Genomic DNA, 12,433 nt, shown 5'->3' with positions numbered 1-12,433 from the left:
CGGCGCGCGGCCCGCCCCACCGGTCCCTCCCAGCCCAGGCGGCCCGGACACTAGATTTCTCCACAGACCCCAACCCCGGCGCAGGGAGCGTGACGATGAGCGAGACCTTGGCGAACTTGCTTCAAGAGAACCGCCGTTTCGAACCACCGGCCGCGCTCGCCGAGGCAGCGAATGTCAAGGCGGACGCATACACCGAGGCCGACGCCGACCGCCTGGAGTTCTGGGCGACGCAGGCCAGGAGGCTCGACTGGACCAAGCCCTGGGACCGGATCCTCGACTGGGACAACCCGCCGTTCGCCAAGTGGTTCGTCGGCGGCGAGCTCAACGTCGCCTACAACTGCCTCGACCGGCACGTCGCCGCCGGCAACGGCGACAAGGTCGCCATCCACTGGGAGGGCGAGCCCGGCGACACCCGCACGCTGACCTACGCCGACCTGCACAAGCTGACCTGCCAGGCGGCCAACGCGCTGACCGATCTCGGTGTCCGCGCCGGCGACCGGGTCGCGATCTACCTGCCGATGATTCCCGAGGCGGCGGTGGCGATGCTGGCCTGCGCCCGGATCGGCGCCACGCACAGCGTCGTGTTCGGCGGCTTCTCCGTCGACGCGCTCGCCGGACGCATCCAGGACGCCAGCGCCAAGGTGGTGATCACCGCCGACGGTGGCTACCGGCGCGGCAAGCCGTCGGCCCTCAAGCCGACCGTCGACGAGGCGGTCGCGCAGAGCCCGACGATCGAGCACGTGCTGGTGGTCCGCCGCACCGGCGAGGACGTGGCCTGGAGCGACAAGGACCACTGGTGGCACGAGACCGTCGAGACGGCCGGCGAGCAGCACGAGGCGCAGCCGTTCGACGCCGAGCACCCGCTGTTCATCCTCTACACGAGCGGCACCACGGCCAAGCCGAAGGGCATCCTGCACACCACCGGCGGCTACCTGACGCAGGCCTCGTACACGCAGCACGCGGTCTTCGACCTGAAGCCCGAGACCGACGTCTACTGGTGCACCGCCGACATCGGCTGGGTGACCGGCCACTCCTACATCGTCTACGGGCCGCTCTCCAACGGCGCGACCCAGGTGATGTACGAGGGCACGCCGGACACCCCCCACAAGGGACGGTTCTGGGACATCGTCGACAAGTACGGCGTAACGATCCTCTACACCGCACCGACGCTGATCCGCACGATGATGAAGTGGGGCGACGAGTTCCCGGCGGCGGCGAACCTGTCGTCACTGCGGGTGCTCGGCTCGGTCGGTGAGCCGATCAACCCCGAGGCCTGGATGTGGTACCGCAAGAACATCGGGCACGACAACACGCCCGTCGTCGACACGTGGTGGCAGACCGAGACCGGCGCCATCATGATCTCGCCGTTGCCGGGCGTGACCGCGACCAAACCGGGCAGCGCGATGCGTCCCCTGCCGGGCATCAGCGCCGACGTGGTCGACGACGAGGGCAACAGCGTGCCCAACGGCGGCGGCGGTTTCCTCGTGCTGCGCGAGCCGTGGCCGTCCATGTTGCGCACGATCTGGGGCGACGACCAGCGCTTCGTCGACACCTACTGGAGCCGCTTCCAGGGCATGTACTTCGCCGGCGACGGGGCCAAGAAGGACGACGACGGCGACCTGTGGCTGCTCGGCCGGGTCGACGACGTGATGCTGGTGTCGGGGCACAACATCTCGACCACAGAGGTCGAGTCGGCCCTGGTGTCGCACCCGTCGGTGGCCGAGGCCGCGGTCGTCGGCGCGACCGACCCGACGACGGGCCAGGCGATCGTCGCCTTCACGATCCCGCGCGGTTCGGTCGACAGCGAGGGTGACGCGGGCGAGGCGCTGATCAAGGAGTTGCGCGACCACGTGGCCAAGACCCTCGGCCCGATCGCCAAGCCCCGCCAGATCATGCTGGTGCCCGAACTGCCGAAGACCCGGTCCGGCAAGATCATGCGGCGGTTGCTGCGCGACGTGGCCGAGCGACGGTCCCTCGGAGATGTCACGACACTGCAGGATTCGACGGTCATGGACCTCATCTCGGACGGCATGAAGTCAGCGAAGTCCGACGACGAGTAATCGCAGTTTCCGCGAACATGGCGGGCGGACCCGAGCCGGGTTCGCCCGCTTTCGTCTGCAGGTAGCGGGCATCTATGTGACGGTGAGTGTCCCCGCCACCAAGATTTTTGAAATAAATCGACGCGTCCCGCTTCCCTCCGGCCCCAGTAATGCTTAGTTTCCTCATTGGCCCCTTATTAGGGGCCTGATCGCCCGCCCCCGTTACCCCCCGGGGACGGCTCCCTCACACCGGAGGTATCCACGTGCGCAAAGTCGCAGTGGGGCTGCTTGGTCTGTCGCTGGCCGCGACAACCAGCTTCGCGCTGGGCGGTGCGGCGCTCGCCCAGCCGCCTGTAGCAGCGGCGGCGAAGGCCCCCACGCAGTCCGAGCCCCAGCTGGTCTCGGACGAACTGTCCAACCCCCTTGAGTCCAAGCGTCGTGGCCTGCGTGACAGCGCGATCCAGGACGTCATCGCCGGCAAGGCCACGCCGCAGATGGTCAACGGCAGCAAGGTCGTCAAGGTCGGCCAGAAGGACCTGAGCAGGGCCGCCAAGCAGCGGACCGGCAAGGCCAAGGTCGACCAGTACGTCGAGCTCCAGCGGGAGAAGACCGACAAGATCTTCGTGATCCTGACGGAGTTCGGCAACGAGCGGCACCCGAGCTACCCCGACAAGAACATCGCGCCGAACGTCGCCGGCCCGACCACCTTCGAGGGGCCGCTGCACAACCAGATCCCGGCACCCAACCGGGCGGTCGACAACTCCACCATCTGGCAGGCCGACTTCAACCAGGAGCACTTCCAGAAGCTGTACTTCGGCACCGGCAAGAATGACGAGTCGCTGAAGCAGTACATGGAGCAGCAGTCTTCGGGTCGGTACACCGTGGACGGCACGGTCACCAACTGGGTCAAGGTGCCCTACAACGAGGCGCGCTACGGCCGCTCCAACGACCCGGTGCGCGACGGTCAGCCCGGCGACGACCCGGCTGTCTGCCAGGGCAACGTCTGCAGCAACACGTGGGCGCTGATCCGGGACGCCGCGAACGCCTGGTACAACGGCGAGATCGCCAAGGGCCGCCCGGCCGCCGAGGTCAACGCGGAGCTGAAGAGCTTCGACGAGTGGGACCGCTACGACCACGACGGCGACGGCAACTTCAACGAGTCCGACGGCTACATCGACCACTTCCAGATCGTCCACTCCGGCGGCGACCAGGCCGACGGTGACCCGCACCAGGGTGAGGACGCCATCTGGAGCCACCGCTGGGCGGCCTTCCAGGGCACCGGCCAGGGCCCGGTCGACTTCCCGATCGGTGGCGCGCAGATCGGCACCAGCGGCGTCTGGATCTACGACTACACGATCCAGCCGGAGAACGGTGGCCGCAGCGTCTTCTACCACGAGTACTCGCACGACCTCGGCCTGCCGGACGACTACGACACGACCGGCGCGGGCGACAACCCCAACGAGTACTGGACGCTGATGGCGCAGAGCCGCCTCGGCGCGAAGGGCGAGCAGTTCATCGGCGACCGTGCCGGCGACCTGGGCGCCTGGAACAAGCTGCAGCTCGGCTGGCTCGACTACGTGGTGACGCCGGCCGGCGTCAAGGACAGTTGGACCCTCGGCCCGGAGGAATACAACTCCGACAAGCCGCAGGCCCTGGTCGTCCCGCTCGGCCTCAAGGACGTCAGCCACGACGTCGGCCCCGCCGCCGACGGCTCGTACCAGTGGTGGAGCGGTGACGCCGACGACCTGACCAACAACGCCGCGCACACGCTGTCGCGTCAGGTCACCCTGCCCGCGGGCACGTCCACGCTGACCTTCAAGGCCCGCTGGGACATCGAGGACTGCGGTCCGGACCCGTGCGACTTCGCGTACGTCGAGGTCGACGCCGGCGACGGCAAGGGCTTCGTGCCGATCAAGGGCAACATCACCACGGCCACCGAGGCCGAGGGTGGCGCCGGCATCGACGGCGTCCAGGAGACGTGGACCGACGCGGTGTTCGACCTGTCGGCGTTCGCCAACAAGACGGTCGGCCTGCGGTTCCGCTACGAGACCGACCCGGCGCAGCGCGGCAACGACGGTGTCGACCTGCCCAACGGTCTGTTCGTCGACAAGATCGCGATCACCAACGGCAGCACCGCGGTGTTCACCGACGGCGACGCGGCCGGCAACCTCGGCTGGACCGTGGACGGCTTCCAGAACATCACGTCGTCGTTCATCACCCAGCACCCGCACTACTACATCGCCGGTTGGCGGACGTACGTCAGCTACGACAAGTACCTGCAGTACGGCCCGTACTACTTCAACCGGCCCACCGAGGACCGGGTGGACCACTTCCCGTACCAGACGGGTCTGCTGGTCTCCTACTGGGACACCTCGCAGGCCGACAATGACGTGAGCCAGCACCCGGGTGAGGGTCTGAACCTCTACGTCGACGCGCGTCCGAAGACCCTGTACCGCCTCGACGGCCAGCCGTGGCGCACCCGGGTCCAGATCTACGACGCGCCGTTCAGCCTCCGCAAGGCCGACTCCTTCACCCTGCACCACGAGGACCAGGCCATGTACGTCCGCGGACCTGAGGCCAACCCGCTGTTCGACGACACCAAGGACTACTTCGACGAGGCGCTGCCGAACCACGGCGTCAAGCTGCCCGCGCTCGGAGTGAAGATCAAGGTGGTCGAGGAGAAGGGCACCTCCGTCAAGATCAAGATCAACTGATCTTCTCGGGTACGCGCGCCCCTCGCATCACTTCGGTGGTGCGGGGGGCGTTCCCTTTTCGGAACCGCCGATCAGGCCGTAGCGTCCAAGGGAGATGCACGTGAGCAGCCGCGCCACCGCTGTCGCCGCCCTCGTCCTGGCGGCCGCGCTGACGGCCGCCTGTGGCACGCAGGGAGGCGGTTCCGCCATGCCGACACCGCCGGGTTCGTCGGACTCGCCGGTCGCGCCGTCGGGGCGCACCGCGTCGCCCACCCCGCCGCCGACGTTGCCGCCACCCAAGGTCGGGCCGAGCACGCCGAGCGACTACCGAGCGGGCGACATCATCGCGGGACGCGTGGTCAAGGGCGGGTCAGGTCCCTGCTACGCCGTCGTCAACGACGACAACCAGCGCTTCGCGCTGCACAACGACTCGGGGCTCGTCCTCGAGGAGGGCACCTACATCACGGCCACGGTCGCGCCGCTGCGAGCAAAGATCGACTGCGGCGAGGGCACGCCGTACGCGCTGGTCTCGTTCAAGCGACAGTAACGTGCCGTAATCAACTGTTCTACTTATTGACACAGATCATCGTCCCGTCGGAGCATCGTCGCAGGAACTCCAACGGGGGAATCATGGACGTCTTCCTATCCGATGAAGCGCGCCTGCGCTACGAACAGCTGCTGTCCGGCGAGAGTCTCGACGAGCACGACGAGGTGGTCCACGAACTCACCACCTTCGGCCTGGTCCACCGTGACAGCGGCACCGGTTCACTGACCGTCGCACCGCCGGGCACCGCCCTGCGCCGCATGCTCGCCGGCCGGCAACGCGAGCTCCTCGACGCCCTCACCCGGCTCGACGACCAGTACGCGCAGCTGGAGCTGCTGGAGCGCAGGTTCCCGGGCTCCGACGGGGGCGCCGGCGAGACCGCGCTCGCCCGCAGCGCGGCGGAGATGGCGGCGCACTGGCACGAGCTGACCGCCTATTCCACGGGCCCGTGCTACACCCTGCGGACGACGTCGGCGCCGACCCCGTTCGAGCAGCGGTGGGCCGCGGCGCGCCGGCTCAGCCACCTGACCACGCCGACCCGGTTCCGCACCGTCTTCAGCAGCGACGTGCTGGAGCAGCCGACCGCCCGGGCAGAGGCCGAACGGCTCATCGGCGCGGGCGGCCAACTCCGGGTCCACCCGTTGCTGCCCGGCGAGCTCGTGCTGGCCGATCACGGGGCGATGTTGCTGGTCAACGGCCCACGCGAACAGCTCGCGCTGGTCGTCCGCGCGCGCGGGCTCCTGATCGCGCTGCGCCACTACTTCGACCTGCTGTGGAGCCGGTCGGTCCCCTTCGGACGGACGCCCGGCGATGCCGACCCGCCGTCACCCGCGCAGAGCCAGGTGCTCCGGCTGGCCGCGGCGGGGCTCAAGGACGAGGCCATCGCGCGCAACCTCGGCCGGAGCACCCGTTGGGTCCGCCGCCACTTCGAGGTGCTGGAGGAACGCCTCGGCGCGACCAACCGGCTCACGCTCGGGATCGCGGCGGCGCGGCGCGGCTGGGTCTGACGTCCGCTTCCGGCCACCGTCCGCTCTGCCCTCCCGGACGCCGCGGCCACGGCAAAGGATCGCCTCATGTCGATATCCATCGACGCGCTCGCCACCACCACCACGGAGGCTTCCTTTGACCGCTCGTCTGTCCCGGCGCCGGCTGCTGACCACTGCCGGCGCCGCCGCGGTCGCGATCGGCGGTGCGACCACACTCACTCGCACGCCGGCCGCGGCCATCGACCGCGGGTTCGACAAGACCCTGTTCTGGAACCGCGTCCTGCTCGGCTCCTTCCGTGCCGCGGTCGGCAACCCCGCGGCCTCGCCCACTCTGCTGAGCCGGGCCGGAGCGATGCTGCACCTGGCGATGTACGACGCCTACAACTCGTTCGTCACCCTCGGCACGCCCTATCTGGGCAGGTACTCGCGGATCGGCAACTTCAGCTACGACATCACCCAGAACGTCAACTGGGCCGCCTACCGCGCACTCTCGGCGGCGTTCCCGACCCACGACTTCCGGCAGGCGCTCGCCGACTCCAACTCGTTCCCGCCCATCGGTGAGCCCGGCCCGGAGGGTTGGAGCACCAGCATCGGCGAGGAGGCCGCGGTCGCCGTCATCAACAACCGGGCCAACGACGGGTCGAACAACACGACGCCGTACCAGGTCAGCACCGCACCGGGCCAGTGGCGGCCGACCGGCTCCGGTGACGCGAAGACGCCGAACTGGGGTCTCGTCCGGCCGTTCTCGCTGACCTCCGGCTCCCAGTTCCGGCCGCCGCTGCCCGGCGGGTTCGCCAACGCCACCGCGATGCTGCAGAGCGCCGCCTACAAGGCACAGTTCGACGAGGTACGCGATCTCGGCCGGGACACCAGCACGGTGCGTACCCAGGAGCAGACCAACATCGCCTTCTTCTGGGCCAACGACCTGGACGGCACGTACAAGCCGCCGGGTCAGCTCTTCCACCACACCACGCAGGTCACGCAGGCGCGGAAGCGGACCGAGGCGCAGAACATGAAGCTCTTCGCGCTCGTCGCGATCGCGATGGCCGACGCGGGCATCGCCTCGTGGGACGCCAAGTACCAGACCTCGATCGACCTGTGGCGGCCCGAGAGCGGCATCCGTGAGGCGGCCGGCGACGGCAACCCGAACACCACGCCCATCACCGACTGGAAGCCGCTGTCGGTGCAGCGCGACGGGGTGACCCGCTTCTCGCCGAACTTCCCGGCGTACGTCTCGGGCCACGCGACGTTCGGCGCGGCCTGGGCGGGCATCATGCGGCGCTATTTCAACAGCGACAGCATGCCCGAGGTGCTGACCACGGAGGACCCGCACGCGGTGGGCGTGACCCGGGCGCCGGGCACCTTCACCGCGGCCGCGCGGGAGAACGGGCGCAGTCGGATCTACCTCGGCGTCCACTGGCAGTGGGACGCCGACCAGGGCTACAACACCGGCGAGGCGATCGCCAACCAGGTGTTCAACAGCCGGCTGCGCTAAGCCGCGCGCTCCAGCGTCAGCCACTCGATCTCGTGGTCGCACGGTGGACCCTCGGCGAGCCCCAGCCGGCGCTCGTCGAGGTCCATCAGCACGGTGTAGACGGTTTCCGAGCGGTCGGCGTACGCGTCCCGGTCGTCGACGTGGCGGCAGATCGCGTTCGGGTAGCTCTGGTGGTCGCGCAGGATCGCCGTCAGGTCGTCCTCGACGAGCTTGCCCTCCTCGGCCGCGGCGTGCAGCAGGCGGCGGGCGCGGGCGGCGCGGAAGAGGGTCGAGCCGCCGAAGTCGTTGACCAGGTCGCGGACCGGCAGCGTGGTTTCCAGGTGGTTGGCGTGCGCCAGGACGCCGCCCTCGGGGTGCAGCCAGCCCGCGACGCCCGGCACGAGTTCCAGGTCGATCACCTCGCCGCCGGCCGGACCGGCCTGGCCGATCAGCAGGTTCATCGAGGCGTTGCGCGGGCTCGGGACGACCGCCTTGAGCGCGCGGCCGAGGGTGTCGGCTTCGAGCGCGGCCCTGATCACCACGTGGTAGGGCACGCCCGGCTGGCGGCCCGCGCCGTCGCGGTCGGTGGTCAGCATGTTGACGCAGACGCCGAGGCCGGCGGAGTTGAGACCGGTCTTGGCGAGCATGCCGGCCTCGGTCAGGGCGACGACCCGGTGTCCGTGCTCGTCGGTCGTGTCGAGCAGCAGCATCGCGTCGCGCTGGTCCGGGTGCCAGTCCCAGTTCTGCGCGAGCAGGGTGTGGCCGGTGGCGGTGTGGGTGCCGAGTGCCCCGAGCACCGTGCAGCCGCCGTCCGGTGGCGTGCCGTAGATCAGCTCGGTGCGGGCGTTGACCGCGTACAGGTCGCCCTTGTCGACCCCGGCACCGTCGGCGGTCGCGTCGAGCATCTCGGCGATCCGGGGGTAGAGCCTGGTCGTCTCGGCGCGGAACCGCTCACCCGCCGCCCTGGTCACACCCGTGCTCAGGCCGACGGCGGCGAACCGGCCGGCGTAAAGATCCAGGTTCGCGGCTATCTGGGCGCGTGCGGCCTGCCCGTACGCGAAGCCGCATTCGGCCGGTGTGCCGCTGACATCGACGTAAGGGACAGGCATCGTCATGCCCCTGACGGTAATCCCTAGGAGGTCGCTCCGGGAGATCTCCGGAGCCGGTTCGGGGTGTCGCTGACCTACGCTGGCCGGATGGAACCGGTGGTAGACGAGACGAGCGTCCTGGTCGAAGGGCCGTGGACGCACCGGTCGGTGGGGGCCAACGGCAACCGCTTCCACGTGGTGGAGGCCGGGGCCGGGCCGCTCGTGCTGTTTCTGCACGGCTTCCCGGAGTTCTGGTGGGCCTGGCACGAGATGCTGCCCGCCGTCGCCGATGCCGGCTTCCGGGCGGTCGCGGTCGATATGCGGGGGTACGGGGCGAGCGACAAGCCACCCCGGGGGTACGACGGGTTCACGATGGCGGCCGACGTGGCCGGGCTGATCCGGGCGCTCGGGGAGCGCCAGGCGACGATCGTGGGCTCCGGGTTCGGCGGGATGGTCGGCTGGGCGGCCGCGACGTTCCACCCCAAGATGGTGCGGCGGCTCGTCGTGCTCGGCGCGGCGCATCCGCTGCGGCTGCGGGCGGCGATCTTCGCGGACCCGCGCGGCCAGTTCAGCGCCGCGACGCCGACGCTGCGGTTCCAGTTGCCGCGCTATGAACACGTGCTGCGGCGCGACGGTGCGGCGATGGTCGGCGATTTCCTGCGGCGGTGGTCGGGGCCGGCGTGGCCGCGCACGGCCGGGTTCGACGACTATGTCGCGCGGTGCCGGGAGGCGATGCTGATCCCGCAGGCGGCGTTCTGCGCGCTCGAGGGCTACCGGTGGGCGTTCCGGTCGGTGCTGCGGTTGCACGGCTACCGGTTCGTCAAGCAGATGCAGACGCCGTTGACCACGCCGACGCTGCAACTGCACGGTGCGCTGGACAAGGCGGTGCTGCCACGGACGGCGCAGGGGTCGGGGCGTTACTGCGTGGCGCCGTACGAGTGGCGGTTGTTGGACGGTGTCGGCCACTATCCGCACCTGGAGGCGCCGGACCTGGTGCTCGGCGAGGTGCTGCGGTGGGCGAAGTCTTAGCCTATGCGCGGTGTTCGCGCAGGTCGGTGACCTCGTTGGCGGGTGCCCAGCCCTGGTAGACGCCGAAGTCGAAGGCCTCCAGGCCCAGCGACTCGGCGATCGGGGCGCGCCCGCCGGTGTATTCCACCCGTAGCCAGCCGTCGTGCTCGGCGAGCACGATGAACGGCTCACCCTTCCAGGAGCAGGTGGTCCGCACGTACGCGATCTCGTCGACCTCGGTCATCGGCACGACGCGGACGTGGCGCCCGGCGCGGACCTCGGTGAAGCCGTCGCCCGCGTCCGGCTGGTAGATCCGGACCTGCTCGCCGTCGGGGCTGGCGTCGTACTCGCGGTCCCGCCAGCGGGCCACGTAGCCGTCACGCATCACTGTCCCCATTGGTCCGGTTCCAGCCCGGCGCGTCCGCGTCCAGGGTGGCGATCACCTGCTCGGAGCCGTCGCCGCGGATGACCCAGAGCTGCGCGCCGTGCGGCAACCGGGCACTGTCCACCTTGAACTCCGCGATGACGTCACTGCCCTCACCCGGCGCGAACCCGTTGCCGCGGAAGGGCGAACGCTCGATGACCCAGCCCTCCATGGCGCGCATGGCGGTCTCGTTCTGGCCGCCGTACGGGATGCGATAGAGGCTGGGCCGGTAGGCGGGCCAGCGCAACACGTAGACCTCGGCGGCGTCGGGCGAGAACGGGCTGTTGGCGTAGCCGAGGCCCAGCGCGGTGAACAGTTGCGCCGGCGTGCGCAGGTGGCTGACCTCGGTGACGCGGTGCACGAAGCCGGACACCCGGTCGTAGCCCCGCTCGAGGTAGTAGTCGACCTGACTCGGCGCGATGGTCTTCTGCATCATCGTCGGCAGGGCCGAGTCCACTGTGGCGGGTTCCGGCGCGGGGGCGGGTGCCTCCTGCTTCGGCGCGACCGCGACGACGGGCTCGTCCTCACCGGCGTCGAGCCCGACATCGGCGGCCCAACTGGCCAGGGCGACGATCTGGGCGCCGGGCAGCTTGGCCCCGACGGGGGTGCCGGGGTTGACGGCGAAGGACCAGTCCTCCTGCGGCCAACTGTTGATCAGCCTCACGAACTTGACGGTGACGGTCTCGGTCGTGGCGCCGGGGTGCTCGGACATCCGCTCGGGCGAGGTGAACACGACGACGTAGGGCTCACCGTCGATCGTCTCGGTGCGCCACACGAACCCGTCGCCGCCGGGCTGTGTGCCGGGCTTGGAGTCGGGCGAAACGGGCAGCAGCACGCGGGCGAGGAGCAAGGTCGAGAGGAAGGTGTCGGTGCTGCCCTCACCGGCGGCGTTGAGCAGGCTCTCCTCGACGTCGTTGGCGGGCCGGAAGTCGACGGGCACGGCGCCGGCCTCGGCGGTGAAGACCGAGGGGGTGGGGTCGGGTTGCTCGGTCCATGCCGGCGCGACCGTGCCGGTGGACGGGGTGCGGTCGGCCCAGCGCTGAGGTTCGGAGTCGGCGGTGCCCCAGCCTGCGGACGGCCCGTCGCCCCAGCCGGACTGCTGCCCCGTGGTGGCCGGGTTTTCGGCGGTATCCGCCGCGGACGCCCACAAGGCGGCCGCGGCTGCCTGCTGTTGGTCGGTTGCGGGGTCGCGCTGCCCTGCCGTGTTCGGCTGGGCATCCGCGGACTCAGTGGCCCACGAGTGCGACGGCTCGGTGCCGGCGGGCTGACCGCCCGGCTGCCTGGCGTCCCCCGGCTGACCGGCCACCCGCGTAGCCGGCTGGGAGTTGCCCGGGGCAGACCCGGCCCCTGCCGTCCCGGCGCCCAAGCGCTCGTCGGTCCCGGTCGGCGCTGCGGACTGTTGGTCCGCCCACGAACTGGCCGCCGGCCGCTCGTCGCCCGCCGCCGCTGGGCGCACCTGATCAGACCAGAGATCCGCCGCGCGCGACTGGGACCGCCCGCTGGTCCCGTCCTGGGCGACGCGCTGCTGGGCCGGCCACGGGTCACCGGCGGCTGCACCCTGTTCGGCGGCTGGCGTCTGCCCGTTGCCTGGCCGCTGCGCGGATCCCAGGTCCGGGCCCGCCGGACCTCCGCCGCCCTGAGGACTGGCCGAGGCGGAGTCCGCATGGACCGACCACAGGTCAGTCACCTGCGAGCCCGGCTTCGGCTCTGGCCGGTACTCGGTTGCTGGCGAGCCCGGTTCGGCGGCGGCCCCCGTCGCTGAGGGCTTGCGCTCCGCCCATAGGTCAGGTGTCGACGAGCCCGACCGGGTCTGATCGCTCTCCGCCGAAGGCTTGCGGTCCGACCACAGGTCCGTCGCCGACGACGCCGGTTGGCCCGCTGGCACCGACGTCTCGCTCGTCGAGGCGGAAGGCCTCCGCCCCGACCACAGATCCGTTGCGGACGAGCGGGATTCTGCCGCAGGCGGCTGATCGCTCGGCGTCGGAGCGGCCTTGAGCTCCGACCACAAATCGGTCGCCGACGATCGCGACTCCCCTGGCGCCGACTGATCAAATGCCGCCGCACGCTCTGACCGCGAATCTGTCGCGGACGACTCCACCGCAGCCGACTGACCGGCTGGCGTTGGAGCGGGCTTGTCGTCCGACCACAGGTCCGCCGGGGACGACCCGGACACTGCC

Annotated in this window: 9 protein-coding genes; 6 read left to right on the top strand and 3 right to left on the bottom strand. The window is 70.3% G+C overall.

Annotated features, from left to right (window positions below; genetic code table 11):
• Positions 1–95: 95 nt before the first annotated feature.
• The 5 genes from acs (at position 96) to Asi02nite_RS17905 (ending at position 7,757) form a co-directional block, all read left to right on the top strand.
• On the top strand, positions 96–2,060 hold the full coding sequence (gene acs / locus Asi02nite_RS17925; protein WP_203714396.1) for an acetate--CoA ligase: 1,965 nt from the start codon (positions 96–98) through the stop codon (positions 2,058–2,060).
• A gap of 257 nt (positions 2,061–2,317) precedes the next feature.
• Positions 2,318–4,753 carry an immune inhibitor A domain-containing protein gene (locus Asi02nite_RS17920; RefSeq protein WP_203714562.1) on the top strand — a complete coding sequence of 812 codons (2,436 nt, stop codon included), beginning with the start codon at positions 2,318–2,320 and terminating at the stop codon, positions 4,751–4,753.
• Between the two features lie 100 nt (positions 4,754–4,853).
• A complete protein-coding gene (locus Asi02nite_RS17915) occupies positions 4,854–5,279 on the top strand; it encodes a hypothetical protein (protein WP_203714394.1) in 426 nt (141 codons plus the stop codon).
• A gap of 83 nt (positions 5,280–5,362) precedes the next feature.
• On the top strand, positions 5,363–6,283 hold the full coding sequence (locus Asi02nite_RS17910) for a helix-turn-helix transcriptional regulator (protein ID WP_203714392.1): 921 nt from the start codon (positions 5,363–5,365) through the stop codon (positions 6,281–6,283).
• Positions 6,284–6,398: 115 nt separating this feature from the next.
• On the top strand, positions 6,399–7,757 hold the full coding sequence (locus tag Asi02nite_RS17905; protein WP_203714390.1) for a vanadium-dependent haloperoxidase: 1,359 nt from the start codon (positions 6,399–6,401) through the stop codon (positions 7,755–7,757).
• On the opposite strand, the gene Asi02nite_RS17900 is transcribed toward Asi02nite_RS17905, so the two are convergent.
• Positions 7,754–8,851, bottom strand: a complete 1,098-nt coding sequence (locus Asi02nite_RS17900) for a C45 family autoproteolytic acyltransferase/hydrolase (RefSeq protein ID WP_203714384.1) — start codon at positions 8,849–8,851, stop codon at positions 7,754–7,756. The genes Asi02nite_RS17905 and Asi02nite_RS17900 overlap by 4 nt on opposite strands.
• A gap of 81 nt (positions 8,852–8,932) precedes the next feature.
• On the opposite strand from Asi02nite_RS17900, the gene Asi02nite_RS17895 reads away from it, so the two are divergent.
• Entirely contained in the window at positions 8,933–9,853 is a 921-nt protein-coding gene (locus tag Asi02nite_RS17895) for an alpha/beta fold hydrolase (protein ID WP_203714382.1), read from the top strand.
• Between the two features lies 1 nt (position 9,854).
• On the opposite strand, the gene Asi02nite_RS17890 is transcribed toward Asi02nite_RS17895, so the two are convergent.
• On the bottom strand, positions 9,855–10,220 hold the full coding sequence (locus Asi02nite_RS17890; RefSeq protein ID WP_203714558.1) for a UCP033725 family protein: 366 nt from the start codon (positions 10,218–10,220) through the stop codon (positions 9,855–9,857).
• A complete protein-coding gene (locus Asi02nite_RS41660) occupies positions 10,210–11,406 on the bottom strand; it encodes an SseB family protein (RefSeq protein WP_239126786.1) in 1,197 nt (398 codons plus the stop codon). The genes Asi02nite_RS17890 and Asi02nite_RS41660 overlap by 11 nt, the downstream gene beginning before the upstream one ends.
• Positions 11,407–12,433: the final 1,027 nt, after the last annotated feature.

This window comes from Asanoa siamensis, from assembly GCF_016862555.1.
Taxonomy (GTDB): domain Bacteria; phylum Actinomycetota; class Actinomycetes; order Mycobacteriales; family Micromonosporaceae; genus Asanoa; species Asanoa siamensis.
Note: the sequence above shows the minus strand (reverse complement) of the source record. Positions and strands in the feature narration are given on the sequence as shown.